Below are 19585 nucleotides of genomic sequence, written 5' to 3'. Positions count from 1 at the left end.
GGAGACATGCATGCAACCTCGTGTCCTCACCGCACTTCCGGTTTACAACGAAGAGAAACATCTGCTCGAAGTGCTGGAGCAGGTCCGGCAGTACAGCAACGACATTCTGGTCGTTGATGACGGTTCCAGTGACCGGACGCCGCTGCTGTTGCAGGAATGCGAGGGAATCGCCGTCATCCGGCATCCAAAGAACCAGGGTTACGGTGCCGGGCTTCGCAGTGCATTCAATTATGCCCTCGAGAACAAGTACGACGTTCTGGTCACGATCGACTGCGACGGGCAGCATCAGCCCAGATTGATTCCCGAACTGGCTGCCGAAATCTACTCCGATGAAGATCAACCCTGGGACATCATCTCGGGGAGCCGTTACCTGGAGATCTTCGACGACAATTCGATTCCCCCGGAAGAACGCCGGAAAGTGAACGTCGAAATCACCCGGCAGCTGTACCAGTGCTTCGGCCTGAAGCTGACAGACTCCTTCTGCGGGTTCAAAGCATATCGGGTCGATGCATTGAAGGTCTTCGACATCACGGAACTGGGCTATGCCATGCCGCTGCAGCTGTGGGTGCAGGCTGTACGTCATCGACTGCGAATCAAAGAGTTCGCAGTGCCGCTGATTTATCTGGACGAGGCCCGTTCTTTCGGCGGAGCACTGGACGACTCCGAACGCCGATTGCGATATTATCGGGAAGTGCTCCAGCGCGAGATGGCTGTGCAGGATGTGGAATGCGGCAGCTGGCGGGACTAATACGACAGTTCGACTTCTTGAAAAGCTCAATGAATGATGTGTCGGAGCACCAAGCGTGAGCGAGTGCATTCTTGACACGATGCGACTCAATGCACTTGCTCACCCGGCGTGCTCTGAAAATATCGAACCAGCATGACGTCACGGCCAGTTACGCCAGCCACCGCCTCTGATCGACTGCGTGCCCCGCGCGAAGACGGCGCTGTCCTCAGCCGTCCGCCGCTCACGCAGGGGGTTCAACTGGCGCGCGACAACAAGCTCGCCCTCGATCAGAACGTAACTCTCATCGCAGGAAGGCCCCTGTCAGAGTTTCGCAAATGGGCTCGCGAAAACTGTCTGGCAGCTGCCGTCCAATGGATGTCCGGGCAATTGAACATCGAAGCCGTTGCCCGGCCCGATCGACTTCTCTTCGTGACCGGTCATCAGCCGCAGCTGAATCATGCTGGCGTCTGGATGAAGAACGTAGCTGTCGGGCGTCTGGCGGAGTGCTGCGGCGGACAGTCGCTGAACCTGATCGTCGACAACGATCTGGCAGGTCCGCCGGTACTGCGGACTCCGGGGGGCACTCCAGAAGAACCGGTCTTCACCGAGATCCCGTTCGACGACCTCCAAACCGCACAGCCCTGGGAAGAGCTATCAGTCCGGAACCCGGAACTGCTCCAAACGTTCGCCAGCCGCGTGGAAGACCAGATGCGGCCCTGGGGGATTCACCCCATGCTTGGCCCGGCGTGGTCGGCAGCGCTGGAAACTCTCGATCGATCCGATCGGCTCGCCACGCTGCTCTCATCCGCCCGGATCTGGCAGGAGCGGCAATGGCACATTCACAATCTGGAACTGCCGGTCAGCGAGTTGTGTAGAACGGACGCGTTTGCAGCCTTTGTCGCTCACCTGTGTCGAAACTTCGAAAGACTGTTCGCGGATTACAATCAGGCAGTGCATGACTATCGACGCACCTATCGCGTCCGCAACCATCGCCACCCCGTCCCGGATCTCGAACAGCAGGAAGATCGATTCGAACTCCCGTTCTGGTACTGGAACCCGGGCGAGCACGACCGCCGCAGGGTGTTCGCACGACGCACGGAGCAGGGGATTGAACTCTCAGCGGGGGATCAGGTCCTCACGCTGGTCCCTGCCGACTCAAATGACTTTTCTCAGATCTCCGCAGTCCAGCAGACCGGCCGGCTGCGGACCCGGGCATTGACCACCACACTCTTCGCTCGAATTTGCCTGAGTGACCTGTTCATTCATGGCATCGGGGGAGCGCGCTATGATGAAATTACAGACCAGATCATCCGGTCGTTTTTCCAGATCTCAGCCCCAGCCTTTGTGACTCTCACCGCGACGCTACATCTCCCAATCAAACAAGCTTCCCCAGCTTCACAAAGTGTTGCAGAACTGAAAGAGCAGTTGCGGCATTTACACTACGACGGTGCTCAGAGTGAACTGGATGATCGTTCCAGTTCATTGCGAATCCGGCGCGGAGAACTGATTCATGCTGCACAGGAAGACCGTGTTGCAGGGCATCCCCGCAGCGTGCGTCGAGCCCGACGGGGAGAACGGCGGCGACGGCATCTGGAACTCGCCAGAATCCGCAAAGAACTGCAGGAAATTGCAGCTCCGATGATCGCTCAGAAGGAACTGGAACTGTCCCAGGCGCAGGAGAAGTTCCGAGCCGACAGCGTGCTGAAAAGCCGTGAATTCGCAGCGGCTTTGTTCCCGGAAGCAACGGTTCGCGGACTGGTCGAAGACCTGCGACGACAGATTTGCGGCCGGGCCTGAGAGCCTGATTTTCGGCGGCACTTTCGCAGATTGCTGAGTGAAGTTTCAAGGCTCAGCGGCAGAAATCGCAGATGATTTTTAAAGCACGAAGTTTCTCTCAATTCCGACTTCACCAATCCGGAAGTCCTGTGCTAAGGTGTCTGCACAACGGACATGAATGCTGGAAGCGGACGTGCCGTCATTGAAGGATCAGGTCATGGCAAAGCGCGGCATGGAGGCCAACGTGAAAACGGGTTCAAAACCGGAAGAACACATGGAGGTCCAGATTCGCTGGTTGATCCGTCGCGATATGCCCGAGGTGCTGCGTATCGAACAGTCCAGCTTCGGCAGCCCCTGGAGCGACGAGGATTTTCTCTGCTGTCTGCGCCAGCGAAACTGCATTGGCATGGTCGCTGAGCACAATCATCAGATTCTCGGGTTCATGATTTATGAACTCCACAAATCACGCCTGCACATCCTCAACTTTGCTGTCGCGCCGGAAACGCGCAAGCAGGGTGTCGGATCGCAGATGATCATGCGGCTGGTCGATAAGCTCTCCCAGCAGCGTCGCAACGAAATCATTCTGGAAGTCCGGGAAAGCAATCTCGACGCCCAGCTCTTCTTCAAGAAGCAGAACTTCAAGGCTGTCTGCGTGCTGCGGCGGCACTTCGACGACACTGAAGAAGATGGTTACATCATGCAGTTCAAACTGCATGCCGGTGAAGACGAAGCAACCCAGTTCGCACCGCACAACCGCATCAGCGAAATCAGCGACATCGACGCTGCCTGAAATACATCGGCGAGCGGGAGACGTGAGTCTCCCGATGAATTCTCGCAACTGATCGGGAGACTCACGTCTCCCGATCGCATTTTACGGCAGCCCGTTGACCTTTCGCAGCACCCATTCGGTCATCGCGATCCCGCTGAAGAGCACGAGAATCACCCAGTGCCCGTATAGCGGGATCTCTTCACGAACCCGCTCCGTTTCATTCGCAGACTTGAAAAACGGGGGAAGCTGGTCAAGCTCGTTCACATAGAGAAACTTCCCCCCGGTGGAAGTGGCGATCTGCTCCAGCAGCGCCCGGTTCGCACTGACATCCTGAAGTTCGGGAGTCAGTTCTGCATTCACGATCAGCACAACTTCCGGCAGCTCCAGGCCCGGTTCTGCAGCCTTCGACTTCAACCGCACAGTGTACTCGCCCGCAGGCAGATTGAGAGCCTGACCTTCGTAGAGAAGTGAATTCCCCGGACGAGGTGTCAGCGGGATGGTCTGCGTCACGGGGGGACCGTCTCCCCTCCGTTCGAAGATCGCTTCTGCATCGGGATCGGAATGCCGTGCGAGGAAACGAGGGTCCCAGCGAGCCTGAATGACCGCAGGTTGTCCCGTGCGAATGACCGGCTCACGCAGGCCGACCTTCACGGCATCATTCCCGGCAGCAGCCTTGAAAGAAACTGCCCAGCGGATCAACTGCCCCCAGAATCGATGGTGATAGAGATCGCCGACCAGATACCGCCAGCGCCAGGTGCTTTCCAGTCCGATCCAGATGACCTGTCCACTTCCGAGATGCTGTTGCACGATCAGAGCGTTCAGTCGTTCGTTCTCCAGTGAAGCCCGCTCGCCTGGCTTCAGTGCGGAAGCCCAGACGGTGGCCCCCCCTCGAGCTGTCCCGACAATCCCCCAGAGATGCCCGGGGAGACCCGACCAGATTTTGCGGGCTTTCGCGGGGTCGGAGTCGAGCTGAAACATGGGGACCTGTTCCCCATCCGGGCTGATCGAGAGTCGAAACCCGCGCGTCGCCGGCGGTCCAGTCTGAGAAGCGTCCTCAAGGCGAACCTCTCGCAAATCCTGAATTGGAAGAAGCGACTCCGCCAGCGTCCCCCGGTACGCCATCGGGAAGAATCTTTTTCCGGCAGTCAGCACCAGCGTTCCCCCTTCGTCGCGGACATATCGTTCCAGCTGCTGCCACCGCTGCGCGGTCAGATTCTGCGGGGACACATCTCCGATGAGCACCAGGTCATAGGCGGCAAACGGGGTCTCGCCGTCGCGAGCCGTTTCCAGTTCCTCGAGCGAACTTGGGAAGAACGGTTGCTGCAGCACTCGGAGGAACGGCTGTTCGAAGACGACATGGTCCACGGAGATCTGTTCATCCCGGTTCAGAGCAGCATCCAGGAACCGGAACTCCCACCGGCTTTCCCCTTCAATCAGCAGGATCCGGGCGCGGTCATCCACGACACTGATGGAGAAGTCTTCACTGTTGTTGTCCTCGCGGGTCTCATTCGGGGCGATTTCCGCTCGGACCCGGAAGCGGTGTCGACCGACAGGCAGGTCGGCCAGTGAAAAGCTGACTTCCGAAGTGGGCGACTGCGGCGTGATTGTCTTCTTCAACGGTGCTCGATCCGGATGATCCAGATCATCCAGCAACACGTTCACGGATTCCCCTTCAAACCCGGCGGTCTGCAGGATCGTTTTTACCAGCGGCTGATCCTTCAGGAAGACCGACTCCGGATGATCGATATGGATGACCGACAGATCCCGAGGGCGATGCTCCGAACCGACCAGTACGGTATGGACGGGAACATTCAATCCCTGCAGCCTGCTGACCAGCTGCGCCGCTGCGGGCGAATCCGTGTCATGACCGTCGCTGAGCAGAATCACTCCCGCCAAAGGAGCGGTGGCGTTTCCCTCGCGGGCAGCGACTGTCGCTTCCGCGAGATTGGAATGAGACCGGCCAACGTCAAGGTTCGTCAGATCTTCGGTGCTTTTCAGTTCATCCGCCTGAATCGGAACGGTACTGCGGGCGAACGCCGACAGCTGCAGCGTGGTCAACTTCTGCAGTTCATCCAGCGGAGAATCAGGGTGAAGTGCGCAGGCGCGTCTGAGAATTTCCAGCCGGGAAAGCTGCTCCAGTTCTTTCAATTGAGACTGCAGGTTCTCCTGGCGAACCTGAATCAGCTGCTTCCTCTTCTCGAAGCTCGCTTCCTCTTTGGGTGAAACCCATTCCGGTTCGTGACCGGATTGCAGAGAAGAGATCCAGCTTTTCGCGCGTGCCCGGGCCTCCGGACTTCCCAGAATGCCGATCGCCTCCGCCCAGCGGATCTTCTCCGCCTGGGATGCCTGCCGATCGATGGTGTCCATGCTTTCAGAAACGTCGAGCGCCAGAAGGAGACGTTTCGAAGTTGTTCGATCGTACGTCCATGTCCAGACCGGCTGCAGCAAGGTCAGGAAGATAATGAGCACCAGCCCCATGCGCAGCGACAGGAGCACGATCCCCAGTTTTGGACTGATCAACTGCTGTTCATAGCGGAACAACGCAGCCATCGCCGCGACGCACGCAGCCGCAAGGAGAAGCAGCCCGATGAAGTTGAGTGTTGTTTCACCCCGCTGAAAGACAAGACTCCACTCATTAAAGAGCGATGAACCGACTCCCGAAATCAGCACCGTCAGCAACCAGGCAACCGCCAGGAAGACCAGTACTGAACCAGCGATCCACCGAGGGAGATTCATGACGAAGATGCGTTATTGGGCGTGATCGGCAGCAGCCTGCTGAAATTCCATCAGTCGACGATTGTAGGCTGCAATGGCCGTTTTGTGTCTGAGCGTCCCCAGCAATTTTCCGCGATCTTGAGCGTCCACCACCGGCAGTTCATCCTGGGCGATGGTCGTGAAGCAGCGCATCGCTGCATTCAGGTCATCATCCGGAGTCACACTGACGAAGCGGGAATTCATGACATCCCGGGCGTTCGCCAGTTTCCAGAGAGTTTCATCATACAGGTACGTCCTTACATCATCGCTTGAAAAGATTCCGATGATCTTCTGTTGAGCGTCGATGACCGGGAAGTAGTGCTGTGACGTCCCGGCCAGTAGATGAACAATCTCATCCAGCGTCGTCGCTTCCGGGACCAGCAGCAGATCCCGGTTCTTTTCATACACATCACCCACCCGCATCCCTTCGAGCACGTCGACCATGAAGTCGCCGCGATGGGCAGGGGAGTCCATCCGGCTGGGAACCTGCTTGGAGTACAGTTTCCATGGCTGACAGAGGACGAATGTCAGAGTTGAAACCCACATCGTCGGCAGCAGCAACCCGTAGCCGCCTGTGATTTCCGAGATCATGATGATCGTCGAAAACGGGGCATGGGCACAGCCGGCGAAAAAACCGGCCATCCCGACCAGTCCGAACGATTCCGGATGATGAATCACTCCCGGCCAGATCTTCTGAAACGCCAGTCCCACTGCTGAACCGACGCAGCCTCCGATGACGATCGACGGCCCGAAGACGCCGCCCGAACCACCGGAGGAGATTGTCAGTGACGTCGCAACGATTTTCGCCACAGCTACGGTGAGCAGCAATGGAATGCCGACAGACTTGGCATCGGATAGTGCCTCTTGCAAAGTCCCGTAGCCCGTCGACAGCACTCCCAGCGCACTTCGGTCACGTTGGAAAATCTCGTAGACCGTGACCGCCAGAATGCCCGCCAGAGCCGCCCCGAGTGCCGGTCGCAGCTTCTTGGTAAACGGCAACTTCGCAAACAGCCTCTGAGTCCCGTAGAAGACGTTCACATACGTGGCAGCAAAGATCACCAGTACAATCGCCAAAGCGGCATACGCAATCAGTTCCAGCGGACTGTTCCAGACGTAGTTCTTCATCCCATCCCCGAAGAGCGGCAGATGACGAACCGATTCTGGCAGCCACATGGTGTAAACGGTGTACCCGACAATGCTCGCGGTCGCTGCCGGGATAATGACATCTGTTTCGAGGTCGGCTCCGCTGTAGAGAATCTCCGCAGCGAAAATAGCCCCAGCCATGGGCGCCCTGAAGATGGAACCAATCCCTGCGCCCACCCCCGCTGCCAGCAGAATCCGACGGTCCCGCGAGGACAGGTTCAGGACCTGTCCCAGATAGGCCCCAAAGGCAGCGCCGATCTGGGCGATGGGACCTTCGCGACCGCCCGAGCCCCCAGTCCCCAGGGTGATTGCCGAGGCGGCAATCTTCACGAATGGAATGCGAGCGCGAATTCGTCCCCGTTTGTTATGAAAAGCATCGATCGCAGCATCGGTCCCGTGGCCTTCCGCCTCCGGGGCAAACGTGTACACGATCCACCCGGAGATGAGCCCCCCTACGGTCATGATCACGACGATCACCCAGGGTTCGAACGTTGTGAGATGACTGTGATCCCAGACGTTGTGCTCCCCGGCTGCTTCGAGCGGTGCAAACCCGGCGAAATACCCCAGCGAGAAGTGCATCGCCACCTGAGACAGGAACTGAAAGACAATTCCCCCCAATCCGGCGATCACCCCGACCAGAACGGAAAGCACGGTCCACTTTCCCGAAGTTCGCCAGTCGTGCGAGACGATCCACTGAGACAAGGTTTTCAATTCAGGCGACTCGCACTTTGAAATTGACCGGGCGGCGATTCAGTCCTTTTCAGGCGGACGACATCAACATTCGCATTGTTTAGAGGCATTTTCGAGAGAGCAAGTCCCGTGATGCCTGAATTCACCGATTGAGACCGATTGCAAACGGCATCAGATTAAGATTTTGCGAGATCGAGCGATCACAGTGTAGTGAAAATCCATTTTTTCCACTTCCTCACAATTCTGCGCAGCAGACCCTCACCGGGAAGCGATCCGGCGATTACAATTTAATGACTGGGAAAAGTGGAGCAGGTCGGTAAAGGAAACTGGAAAAATCAGGAGACCGAAGTCCGGATTTTGGAGCAGATCCCTTGCTCCCAGATTCGAAACTGACGATGGAAAGTTCATTTTTGAGTCTTGAAGTTTTTTCGCCTTCAAACTTCGGATTCTGCCTGAGCCGTATCGGACCGTCGCGAAAGCCTCTTCCACATTCCCCAGGTCAGTCATATTCAAAGCGGTCTCGAACACGACGATTGTGGTCGATTTCGGTTGAAGGACAGCAGAGATGAACATGGTTCTGATCCCCCTGCACGGGGGCCCGGCAATTCCGCTCGATAAAGCGATTGTCTTCTTCGGGCGCGGCTCGGAATGCGATGTGGTCCTGACGGACAGCCGGAAAGTCTCACGTAAGCACTGCTGCGTCGCTCAGATCGACAACCGGATTGTGATTCGTGATCTGGGAAGCATGAACGGCATCCGGGTCAATGACGCTCTGGTGAAAGACGAAGGCGAACTGACCGTGGGAGACGTCCTCTGGGTCGGGGACCTTGGATTCCGACTCGAGCCTGCTGGCCATTCCGCCCTGAAATCTTCGGGAATCTCCAAGCGGGTCCCACTGCCGCCGAAAAAGCCCTCCAAGCCCAGCTTCAACGCTCGTTACCTCAGCCAGGATATTCCTGTCGCACTCTCCGAATCAGCGGGGGAGAGGAAAGGGGACCTGACCGGTCGAAATCCGGCAATCATCCCTCAAGAAGAGATTATCTCCCTGGCAGACAGCGACGTGATTGAAGACGACGCTGACTGACCCCTGCACACTGTGTACGTCTGGGCAGCAGGGTCCGCAGTCCTAAAACCCGACGTCCTCGAGTTTGGCCTCGTTATCGGCCCAGATGCCGCTGGTACTGTTGCCCACCGACTTCACTCCCACAATGAGTGCCATCAAAATCAAGGCGAGCATCACGGCATATTCAACAGCCGTGGCCCCTGTTTCCTCGTTGCAGAACTGCTTCAGCGGTTGCATGCTGGATCTCTGAAGGGATGCGAGAATTGCGAAGCGGACGCGAAACGCTAGTACATCGCTGCCGGTCGTCAATTGAATTCTCGCCTAAACCGCTACGAAGAGACCAAGTTACGCGACTTCGCGTGAATTTTCGAACTCCTCCCGCTGCCACTCTGGCAGAGATTTTCAGTGGAGAAAAAACCTCGCGGCAATCGAAACAACTCCGCAAACCTCTTTCCCAGAATAGTTTACAACCGAAACAGTCTGTTTTCGTCAATGGGGCGCGAGAGTTGCAACTCCGTTTCCACCTCGTTGCCGATTTCTCGTCCCGTACTGGGATCTTCCAGATGCCGATCTTCCGCTGGGGAAACCCGCTGCACGCTTTTCCGGATCTCGAAAGAGAGATGGATCGCTGGATGAAGAGCGTTGACCTCGCCTTCGAGGGCCTGCGCCTGGGGCGACCGTTTCCTGCGTTAAATGTCTTTGCGACCGAAACGGCGTACCTGATTACCGCCGAGCTGCCCGGCTGCGAACCAGACGCCCTGGACATTCACGTGGCCAACGGCAATCTGACGTTACGGGGAACCCGATCTGTGCAGGGGTCGATTCCTGAGGAACGTTTCCGCCGCAGCGAACGCCCGAGCGGCCCCTGGGAACGGACGGTTTCGCTGCCGGAACGTATCGACGAACAGCACATCCGGGCCGAGTTCACCAACGGCTTGCTGAAATTGCATCTGCCGAAACTTCCCGCGACGACTCCCCGTCAGATCAAGATCACAGATTTGAATCAAGTCTCCGCCAACGACACCAATCCGGCCTGATCATGTCCGCTGAACATCCTCAACTTCCCGATGAGTCCGAACCGCGTCTGCAGGAAGAAGCGCCTGCCCGCTGGGTCCGCACTCCTCCTATCGATATTTTCGAGACGGACGAGGGACTGGTGTTACGGGCCGACCTTCCCGGAGTAACGGCAGAAGGACTGGAACTTCAGGTTCAGGACAATCGCCTGACTCTGCTGGGACGCGTGACCGCACCTGCTCCCGAAGGGGCCCGGCTGATTCATCAGGAATACCACGTGGGTGATTTCCTGCGATCGTTCATCCTCAGCGACGACGTCGATCACGAACGAATCTCGGCGAAGCTGACGCAGGGAGTGCTGGAAGTCCTGCTCCCGCGGACTCCCCGATCGGAACCTCGTCGAATCTCCGTCAAAGTGCAGTAGGTTTTCGGATTCGAATCACAAAAAAGAGCCGCCCACAATGGTGAGCGGCTCTTTGTGTTTCTGGGGTGTTGACCTGGCTTCAGAAGTCGGTCGGGTTGCCGAACAGACCACCCGACTTTCCGGAGCCGGTTCCGCCCTTCAACCCGTCTTTGCGTTTCCGCTGATACGCTTCTCCCTTTCCAGGAGCGAGGTCTTCATCGGTCGGCTTCACGACAGGTGCGGGGGCTTCTTTCAGAGCTTTCGCCGACAGGCTGATCCGCTTCTTCTTCGGGTCGACTTCCAGAATCTGGACTTCAGCCATGTCACCCACGTTCAGCACTTCTTCCACCCGCTTCACGCGACGGTGTTCGAGTTCGCTGATGTGAACCAGACCTTCAACTCCGGGCTCGAGTTCGATGAATGCACCGAACGCTTCCACGCGGGTGACCCGGCCGGTCGCTGTCGTTCCCTTGGCGTACTTGGACTCTGCCGATCGCCAGGGGTTGGGAGCCAGCTGACGCATCCCCAAGCTGATCCGGTTCTTCTCCCGGTCAACCGACAGGACCTTGACTTCGATCTCCTGACCTTCCTGCAGAACTTCAGACGGATGCTCGATCCGGACCCAGCTGAGCTGTCCGATCGGCAGGAAGCCGTCCATGCCCCCCAGGTCGACGAACGCACCGTATTCTTTGATGGATTTCACGCGACCGGTGCGAGTCTGATCCGGTTTGATCTCTTCCAGCAGCTGCCCCTTGGCCACTTCGCGTTCTTCCTGAAGCAGAACGCGTCGGCTGAAGACGAGCTTCTTCTTGGCGGGATTGACTTCTGTAATCCGCACGCGGAGTTTCTGGCCGACGAACTGCTGCAGGTCGGCGATGTACCCCAGATCCACCTGGCTGGCGGGGATGAATCCGCGAAGGGTCCCGACGGTAGCTTCGAGGCCCCCTTTGTTGGTCTTGGTGACCACACATTCGACAACCTGATCGACAGAGACGGCGGACCAGTCGCCCCCTTTGACCACGGTCGTTCCGCGAGGCAGATTCGCGAGGATCAGGCCTTCTGCTTCATCGACTTTGTCGAAAGCAATTTCAATTTCATCGCCGATTTGAGGCGGTTTCTTCACGTCGAACTGACGGAACGGGACGGCTGCGGTCATGCGGAGATTCACGTCGACGAAGACGCTGTCACCGTGAACGCCCTGCACAACCCCTTTGAGCTTGTGCCCGGCCTGCAGTGTCTCAATATTCAGTGCTTCCGCGGAGCTGGAGGGGACGGGAATGGTCGCATCCCCTGCACCTGCCATGGCGGCTTCAATGTCCGCAGCCAGCGCATCGTCAATCGCTTCCACTTGCGGAAGCGGAACTGCTTCGCGCGGAGGAGGGGGCGGGGCCGGCCGGGAAGGCTCAACAGGGGTTGCCGGAACCTCCGCAGCAGCGGGAGGAGCAGTGGATTCGCCCAGCGAAGGGACCGCCTTCACTTCATCGCTCAGAGCGATCGGGTTGAGTTGCAACTTCTTCTTCGGCTCCTCGATTCCCTCGGAAACGGGCACCTCAGTCGCGGGAATCGCAGGCGATTCGGGGAGGGCTGCCCCCTCCGCTGCTGGTTCCTGAACGGCGGGAGCCGACGGAGTTTCGGGGGTGGAAGGAAGAGGATTCTGATCCTGAACCGGTTGGTTTTCAGTACTCATGCCGCGTGGACCTGCAACATCGTCTGTGCTGAGCGGCGTCCTGCGGGGACGGCGATCGAGCGATGGAAACTACTGATGAATAATCAGAGCCCGCCGAGCCGCGACCAAATGGAACGCGTGTCAACGAACAATGCCAAACCTCTGCGACAGCGGGGCCAAGTGTCCGACCTGCGCCGTCTCGCCGGATTCTCTGAGAACAGCAGCCATAAACGCAAGCGATCAAGGGGACTTTCGTCCATGAATTTCATGGAGAGTCACCGGAAAACGCTCCCCGGATCACACTTCGATTTCGTGTGACCTGTCCCAGCGGGGTACAATCGGGAGGATTCTTTCGATCAAACCCAAGTCGCGGAAGATTCCCGAAATGCGGGCGGGTCAGGACTTACCAGTTGCCTAATCCGAACAACTTGTTGCGAAAATGCGGCACAGCCGTGGCAACTTTCCTACATGATGCCAATCGCAAGCTAGGTTTCGACTGTTGGAAGTCCCATTTCCGGACCGTTCGATGGATCAGGATCCAGAATGGACGGTCCGCCGAACTGATTTTCAGAACGAAATTCCCTGTCCTTCAAAAAGCAGGTCCCCGTGTCGACATCATTTTCAAGCTGCCTAGTCACCGGTGGCGCCGGATTTATTGGATCGCATCTTGTCACCCGTCTGGTGCAGGATGGAATCCGCGTCCGGGTCCTGGACAACCTCCTCACGGGATCGAAGGAGAATCTGTCCCACGTCGCCGACCAGATCGACTTCATCGAAGGGGACATCCGCGACGCAGCAACCGTCTCAAAAGCGGTGGACGGCGTCGAAATCGTTTTCCATCAGGCAGCATTGGCCTCGGTTCCACTCAGCATTGAAAATCCACTGGCCACGCATGACGTCTGTGTGACCGGAACGGTCAATGTCCTCAACGCAGCCCGACTGAATGGCGTTCGGCGGGTCGTGTACGCCGGTTCAAGCAGTGCCTACGGCGATTCCCCCGTCATGCCCAAGCGGGAAGATCAGGTTCCGGAAGTTCTTTCTCCCTACGCCGCCGCCAAGCTCGCAGGGGAGTATTACTGTCAGTCATTCGGCGCTTCGTACGATCTCGAAGTGGTCCGACTGCGATACTTCAACGTCTTCGGTCCGCGACAGGATCCCAAGAGCCCGTATTCAGCGGTCATTCCCCTGTTTGCGACGGCATTGCTGGAAGGGCGTGCTGCGAGGATCTTCGGAACGGGAGAACAGTCACGCGACTTTGTGAACATCGCCAGTGTCGTCCACGCCAACCTGCTGGCCGCCACCGTCCCGGGAGTGTCGGGACGGGTTTATAACGTTGCTGGTGGAAGTTCCATCAGCGTGCTGGAACTGTTGAAACTGATCTGCGAGGGGCTCGACGTCCCGTTCCGCCCGGAATTTCATCCTCCGCGAAACGGCGACATCCTGCATTCCTGGGCAGACATCTCTGCCATTCGCAACGACCTGGGTTATGAACCTCAGGTCTCGCTGGAAGAGGGCCTCAAAGAGACTCTCGACTATTACCGGAAGATCTCAAACAGCAGTCGCAAAGCCGCTCCGGCAGCCTGTCAGAATTCCTGATGACTGCCTGTTTTGAATGGATGAACTGATTACCGCCGACCACGAGCCGACAGCTCGGGAGCCCCTGAAGTGACACCCAACGATCACAGCAATCACCGAAGCTCGGAAGCGGAATTCGATTTCGCCCCGTTCGGCTTTCATAAAAACAATTCGGGCCGGTCCATTGATATTGCCCGCTTCCTGATGTCGGTATGGAAGCCGCTGGCCATGGGGCTGTGCTTCGGCCTGCTGCTGGGCGTCGGGGTCTATCTGATGATGGGGCCGGTGTACTCTGCAACCACGCAGGTGCTGGTCTCCAAGAAGGCCACCGTCCCCGCGGGGAATACTGAAGCCAACCGCTATGGAGACCGCGGCGACCATGTGCAACTCATCAAGACGGACCTCATCGTCGAACGGGCCTTCAAAGATCATGGCCTGAACGAGATCCCGGAACTGGCGAAGGCCTACGATCCACTCAAGGAAGTGACCGAAGGGCTTTCCGTCAGCCGCAGCGCCGGTCAGGAAAGCTCCTTCGACAACGTCCTGGCGATCACGTACACCCACCCGGACAAGCGTATCGCACGCGCCGTCGTTCAGGCGATGGTGGAAGCCTACCGCGACTACCTCGAAGACACCCGGGACGAAAACGCCCGACAGCTCTACAGATCCCTGATCGAACGCCAGAAGGCCCTGGATGAAACCATCAAACAGGAAGAAGCGGACTATCAGAAGTTTCGGAATGACGCTCCGGTCTTTCTGAAAGCATCCCCGGTCGTCTCCATCAACGGCATGCCCGCACCGGCTCAGAATCAGTACGAAGTCGAACTGGCTTCGATCGAAACCGCTCAGAACGAAAACCTCCGGAAGCGTTCCAGCATCCAGGCCCGTCTGGCGACTCTGGATCGCAAAATCAAAGAGAATGCGTCTCGCGAAGTTCTGGAGTTCTGGGTAATACACTCACTCTCCACCGGAACGTCCGGCAGCGGAGGGGGAACCGGAGCAGGGGGCGGTGTCGCCATCGCTGGACCGCCTGAAAAAGCCAGTCTCGACCAGCAGCTGCTTACCGCCCGCCTGCTCGAGCAGAGACTCCTGCACACGCTGGGTGAAGATCATACGCAGGTGCGAAATGTTCGCCGGCAGATCAGCACACTTCTCGACTTCTACACCCGTCAGGGACTTCGCGCGCCGGACCTCGAACAGAATGCGCAGAATCCACTGTCCCCGAGATCCGCGTCGCTGGGAATGGATATCGTGACCGTCTACCGGGAAACACTCGAGGGACAGCTGAAAGAACTGGAAGTCGACAACGAAAACCTGAAGCTGCTGCACCAGGACGCACAGAAGAAAGCCAAACAGGCTGAGATGTTCGAAGTGGAAGATCAGCGCCGCAAGGATGACATCGCCCAGAAGAAAACCCAGCGGGAACGTCTCTTCGATCAGATCGCCGAATACGATATCTCCCGCGAACAGGAAGGCTATCGGCTGCAGCAGATCTCTCAGGTTCGTCTGGAGCGATCCTTGAAACAGGTGATCAAACTCGTCGGATCGTGCGGATTCCTCGGGATGGCGATCGTCTTCTGCCTCGCCTATTTCCGCGAATGGTACGACACAACACTCAAGACCCTGGATGAAGTTCGTGAATTCACCGGCGCCCATCTCATGGGAGCCGTCCCGGCCTTCACCTCCAGCCCTGATGCCAACCGACTGGCTGAACAACGCGGACTCGCAGCGTCGTTGTGTTATTACCATCGCCCCGGATCGCGTGAGGCGGAAGCCTTCCGTTCGATCCGGACAACGCTGTTCGTTTCGATGCAGCCCGGGCAGAAAGTCATCCAGGTCAGCAGTCCCGAGCCGGGTGACGGCAAGAGCACGACCGCAGCCAACCTGGCGATTGCACTCGCCCAATCCGGGAAGAACGTGCTGCTGGTCGACTGTGACCTGCGTCGACCGACACAGCATCTTCTGTTCAAGACGGAGCAGGAAGTCGGCCTGACGGATGTCCTGATGAAGGAAATCGAATGGCAGAATGCCGTAAGACCGACTCCCGTGGAAGGACTTTCGATCATCACTGCCGGCCTCTGTCCTGAGAACCCGGCAGAACTCCTTTCGACGGCCAGTCTGCCGAAATTCCTGAAACAGGCTCGCGAAGACTACGATATCATCATCCTCGATTCTCCTCCGGTTCTGGCAGTGAGTGATCCCTGCATCCTCTCTCCACATACAGATGGAATGCTGGTGGTGCTGAGAATGAAGAAGACCAAGCGCGCCGCTGCGGAACGACTGCAGGAAACACTGGCCTCGCATGGCGTCAACGTCTTCGGCATCATCGCCAACGACTTCAACTCAGCGAACGCCGCCGAGGCTGGCTACGACTACGACGCCTACGGTTCGTACTACACCTCGCCAGATCAACAGCCTTCCAAATCGAAACCAGCAGCAACAACACCCCGGCCCCCCATCAACATGGCCGGCTCCCCGTAATCTGCCCTTTAGAGATTCGCCTGCGAACTCAATTCAGAACGCTTCCCATTCACACGGACCGGGAAGCGTTCTTTTTTTGGTTTCTTCCCACTTGGCGTGATCCGTTTCTCTCGTTTCCGCGTTGATCCGTCATCGTCATGGGCCCAGGTTGTCGCTCTCCTTTCATTGGAAAGAGCACGCTGAGTGACGAGAGTCCAGAGCCGGAAACCCACCGTTCTCCGGCTCTGGACTTCATGCAGGGCCACGGATCAGGTGTGGGTTTGATTTTGAAGAAGAAGGTCCGAGTGCGGCATTTCACAGGGTGGCCCGAAGGAGGAATGATGGAAACACTCTTTTTCTTCTCAGCCCTCATCGGCGGAACGTTCTTGATCTGTCAGCTCGCCATGACGCTGCTGGGCATGAGCAGCGAAGCAGGCGATATCGAATTCGCAGACGATCTGCCGGATGCCGATTCCCCAGCCAGCTCGGAAACATCAGGCGACGACGGCCATCAATCCTCGTGGCTGTTCGGGATCATCTCCTTTCGCACCCTCGTCGCTGCTGCGACGTTCTTTGGCATGACCGGGATGTTCATGAGCCGAATCGGTGCAGATCTCCCGGACCAGTTGTTCGTCGCCATTGCCAGTGGATTGGCCGCCATGTTCGGAGTTCACTCGCTGATGAAGTCGTTTCACCGGTTGAACCAGAGCGGCACGCTGCGGACTTCGAACGCGATCGGCAAGGCGGGAACCGTCAATGTTTCCATCCCGGCCAATCAGTCGGGGTATGGTAAGGTCCAGATCGAAATACAGGGTCGCCTCGAGGAACTTCCAGCGCTGACCACGAGAAACGAACCCCTGGCTGCCGGATCGCGAGTGAACGTCGTCGGGCTGCGTGGGAACGTTCTGGAAGTCGAAGCGAGCAGGACTCTGCAGACGATCTAATCGTCCGTTGTCGGAGCACGCTGCGTGAGGAAGTGCACTTCGACGTTTGATGAGACGATGCACTCGCTCACGCTTCGTACTCTGATTCGAACGATCTGCATTGTGCGTGAAGAGACGCTCACGGAGAACAACCGCGAATTGAGCGAATCCGGCGAATTTCTTTGCACCCTCATCTCAGTTTGAGTGGTTGCATTGACTCACGCGGAGAATTGCTGGAGCGAAGATCGTTGCACAATCGACTCACGATAGGCACATGACCATTCGCCTCATTCGCCCGATTCGCGGTCAAAAACTCGCCCCGGACGATGCACTCACTCACGTTTCGTGCTCTGATTGGCGACGATTGTCGCTGTGGCGAAAGGGTTCTTCACCACATCGTCGCCACGGCATGCTGTCCGAGCCACTGCTCGAAGCTGACCGTCCCGAGAAGCGAACCCTCATCCGCAGGAATCAGGGCACGACGAGCCAGCTTCGCACCGAAGTAGCAGGCATCCTGATCGGTGATGACTCGGCCAGTTTTCCCTTGAACGCGCTGCCAGGTTCTGATCAGGATTTCGAATGTCACCGCATCCGGTCCCGCCAGCTCCAGAGTTCCATTCACAGGGCTCTCCTGAGCAATCACCGATAACGTATGCGCGACATCCTCGGCCGCCACAGGCTGAATGAGTGCATCAGGAGCATGGACTGTCTCCCCCACCATGCACGACGCCGCAATCCCCTCGATGAATTCAAAGAACTGGGTAGCCCGCAGAATCGTATACGGAACGCCGCTTTGCTTGATCAGGTTCTCCTGAACGACCTTCGCCCGCATGTAACCGCTGTCCGGAATGCGGTCTGCCCCCACGATCGACAGAGCAATGTGATGACCGACGCCGGCAGCAGCCTCGGCGGACAGAAGGTTTCGTGTGGAGATCTGGAAGAACTTCAGGACCGCTTCATCTTCAAACGAAGGGGAGTTCGAAACATCCAGCACCATTTGCGCGCCAGCGAGCGCTGCTTCCAGACCTTCCCCCGTGAGCGTGTTCACACCGGACCGCGGGGAAGCAGCGACCACATCGTGTCCCACTTCACGCAGGTTTGCGACAACTTGACTCCCGATCAGACCATAACCTCCGACGACGACAATTTTCATGATTCCCTCCAGTTCATGATGGTCAAAACGCGAACTTTCTGAATCAAGGACGCTCTTGCCCCGCCCCCTGTGACAGCAGCCTCACATTTTTCAAAAATCCGTCAGTTTGGATGGGATTCATGTGAGCGAAAGGATTGGAAACCGCGACTGGATCCGAAGACTGGGAGGGCTGGTCCGATCATCTCTCCTCCCTGAATCTTTATCAAAATTGTCTGGCAAAACTTGAAAAGACAGAAATTGATTTCCAAACCACGATCGCGAAGAATTCCGCGCTTCATCACGGAGGAGCCACGCGGAGGGGGAGCCCCCTCACTGTGTGAAACCGCCGTCTCGGACTCAGGAGAACCAGCATGATCCGCACACCCGTTACGACCCCTACTATCTGCCGGCCTTTCCCCGCTTGAGCGAATTACGCCACCTTCCACTTAAGCGGCAGATCTTGCCGGTCCGATACTTCTTCTCAGAATCACCAGGGACGCGACGGACAGCGAGAGACGGAAAGAATCCGCAGGTTTTCTCTCGAGTAAATTCAGTCGATCTCCATGCAAAGAAGATCCATGCAAAAAACGACCCCACGTCGATCAGCTTCAGTCCAAAACCCGCTCGAAACTTATCTGCGAGAAATCAATGAAACCGCCCTTCTGACAGCCGACGATGAGAAGACCCTCTCGAATCGGATCTCCGCCGGGGACATGCACGCCCGTGATCGTATGGTTCGCGCGAACCTGCGACTCGTGGTGAATATTGCCCGTGGTTACACCGGCAAAGGGCTGCCGCTGCAGGATCTGATCGAAGAAGGGAATCTCGGTCTGCTCCGCGCGGTCGAAGGCTTCGACCCGGACATGAACACCCGGTTCAGTACCTACGCCAGCTACTGGATCAAACAGTCCATCAAGCGGGCCCTCATCAACTCCGCCAAGACCATCCGCGTCCCCGCGTATATGGTGGAGCTGCTTTCCAAGTGGCGTCGGGCGAACGCCAAGCTGCACGATGAACTCGGCCGGATCCCCACCGCCGATGAAATCGCCCGGGAGCTGGAACTCCCCTCAAAGAAGCTGAAGATCGTGAAAAAAGCGATTCAGCTTTACAACACCACCCCGCAGACGGAAGACAACGAGAACGTCTCGATGGGGGATATGATTGCCGATGAACGTCTGCTCGGCCCGGAAGACGATCTCATCAACAGCGACAACCTGGTGCATGTCGAGCGGATGCTCAAGGACATGGATGAGCGTGAAGCGACCATTCTGAAACTCCGCTTCGGACTCGACACCGGTGAACCTCGCACGTTGAAGGAAATCGGCGAAGAGCTGGGCCTGACCCGCGAACGGGTTCGCCAGATCGAATGTGAAGCCCTGAAGAAGCTGAACAAAGGGCTTCTGGGCGAATGATGCCTTGAACAAGAGTGTGTGGAAGTGAGCGAAAGCCCGGCCAGGATGGACGGGCTTCTCTCGTTTCATCCCGGGCGA

General features: G+C 57.6%; 15 protein-coding genes. 10 read left to right on the top strand and 5 right to left on the bottom strand.

All coding sequences use genetic code 11. The features are described 5' to 3' along the window. The first annotated feature begins 10 nt into the window (after positions 1-10). From SH661x_RS10845 to rimI, 3 genes are all read left to right on the top strand, one after another. Positions 11-748 (top strand): glycosyltransferase family 2 protein, encoded by a 738-nt coding sequence (locus tag SH661x_RS10845; RefSeq protein ID WP_437230834.1) that lies wholly within the window; start codon positions 11-13, stop codon positions 746-748. Positions 749-880: 132 nt separating this feature from the next. After that, entirely contained in the window at positions 881-2524 is a 1644-nt protein-coding gene (locus SH661x_RS10840) for a hypothetical protein (protein WP_437230832.1), read from the top strand. Between the two features lie 253 nt (positions 2525-2777). Beyond that, positions 2778-3293: a ribosomal protein S18-alanine N-acetyltransferase gene (gene rimI, locus SH661x_RS10835; RefSeq protein ID WP_437231187.1), complete on the top strand. Its 516-nt coding sequence runs from the start codon at positions 2778-2780 to the stop codon at positions 3291-3293. An 81-nt stretch (positions 3294-3374) separates the two neighbouring features. On the opposite strand, the gene SH661x_RS10830 is transcribed toward rimI, so the two are convergent. Both SH661x_RS10830 and SH661x_RS10825 read right to left on the bottom strand, forming a co-directional pair. Beyond that, on the bottom strand, positions 3375-6008 hold the full coding sequence (locus tag SH661x_RS10830; RefSeq protein ID WP_437230830.1) for a hypothetical protein: 2634 nt from the start codon (positions 6006-6008) through the stop codon (positions 3375-3377). 12 nt (positions 6009-6020) lie between these two features. Then, the gene (locus SH661x_RS10825) at positions 6021-7871 is read right to left on the bottom strand and encodes a chloride channel protein (RefSeq protein ID WP_437230828.1); all 1851 of its coding nucleotides are present in this window, start codon (positions 7869-7871) and stop codon (positions 6021-6023) included. Between the two features lie 553 nt (positions 7872-8424). Here SH661x_RS10825 and SH661x_RS10820 point away from each other — a divergent pair. Further along, positions 8425-8943 (top strand): FHA domain-containing protein, encoded by a 519-nt coding sequence (locus tag SH661x_RS10820; RefSeq protein ID WP_437230826.1) that lies wholly within the window; start codon positions 8425-8427, stop codon positions 8941-8943. Between the two features lie 42 nt (positions 8944-8985). Here the strand turns inward: SH661x_RS10820 and SH661x_RS10815 are convergent, their stop codons facing one another. Then, complete coding sequence (locus tag SH661x_RS10815) at positions 8986-9159, bottom strand: Flp family type IVb pilin (protein WP_437230824.1); 174 nt, start codon at positions 9157-9159, stop codon at positions 8986-8988. Between the two features lie 326 nt (positions 9160-9485). On the opposite strand from SH661x_RS10815, the gene SH661x_RS10810 reads away from it, so the two are divergent. Together SH661x_RS10810 and SH661x_RS10805 are read left to right on the top strand one after the other, a co-directional pair. Further along, a complete protein-coding gene (locus SH661x_RS10810; RefSeq protein ID WP_437230822.1) occupies positions 9486-9959 on the top strand; it encodes an Hsp20/alpha crystallin family protein in 474 nt (157 codons plus the stop codon). 2 nt (positions 9960-9961) lie between these two features. Then, positions 9962-10360, top strand: a complete 399-nt coding sequence (locus SH661x_RS10805; RefSeq protein ID WP_437230820.1) for an Hsp20/alpha crystallin family protein — start codon at positions 9962-9964, stop codon at positions 10358-10360. 79 nt (positions 10361-10439) lie between these two features. On the opposite strand, the gene SH661x_RS10800 is transcribed toward SH661x_RS10805, so the two are convergent. Then, a complete protein-coding gene (locus SH661x_RS10800; protein ID WP_437230818.1) occupies positions 10440-12026 on the bottom strand; it encodes a 30S ribosomal protein S1 in 1587 nt (528 codons plus the stop codon). 585 nt (positions 12027-12611) lie between these two features. Here SH661x_RS10800 and SH661x_RS10795 point away from each other — a divergent pair. The 3 genes from SH661x_RS10795 to SH661x_RS10785 all read left to right on the top strand — a co-directional run bounded on the left by SH661x_RS10795 (position 12612) and on the right by SH661x_RS10785 (position 16984). Continuing rightward, positions 12612-13601: an SDR family oxidoreductase gene (locus SH661x_RS10795; protein WP_437230816.1), complete on the top strand. Its 990-nt coding sequence runs from the start codon at positions 12612-12614 to the stop codon at positions 13599-13601. Positions 13602-13670: 69 nt separating this feature from the next. Then, positions 13671-16061, top strand: coding sequence for a polysaccharide biosynthesis tyrosine autokinase (locus tag SH661x_RS10790; protein ID WP_437230814.1), 2391 nt, complete (start codon positions 13671-13673; stop codon positions 16059-16061). Positions 16062-16378: 317 nt separating this feature from the next. Then, the gene (locus SH661x_RS10785) at positions 16379-16984 is read left to right on the top strand and encodes an NfeD family protein (RefSeq protein ID WP_437230812.1); all 606 of its coding nucleotides are present in this window, start codon (positions 16379-16381) and stop codon (positions 16982-16984) included. 367 nt (positions 16985-17351) lie between these two features. On the opposite strand, the gene SH661x_RS10780 is transcribed toward SH661x_RS10785, so the two are convergent. Next, positions 17352-18116, bottom strand: coding sequence for an SDR family oxidoreductase (locus SH661x_RS10780; RefSeq protein WP_437230810.1), 765 nt, complete (start codon positions 18114-18116; stop codon positions 17352-17354). 542 nt (positions 18117-18658) lie between these two features. On the opposite strand from SH661x_RS10780, the gene SH661x_RS10775 reads away from it, so the two are divergent. Further along, positions 18659-19507 (top strand): sigma-70 family RNA polymerase sigma factor, encoded by an 849-nt coding sequence (locus tag SH661x_RS10775; RefSeq protein ID WP_437230808.1) that lies wholly within the window; start codon positions 18659-18661, stop codon positions 19505-19507. Positions 19508-19585: the final 78 nt, after the last annotated feature.

The sequence above is a fragment of the Planctomicrobium stercoris genome, assembly GCF_051465655.1.
GTDB lineage: Bacteria > Planctomycetota > Planctomycetia > Planctomycetales > Planctomycetaceae > Planctomicrobium.
The sequence above is the reverse complement of the archived record's forward strand: the minus strand, read 5'-3'. Positions and strand labels throughout refer to the sequence as shown.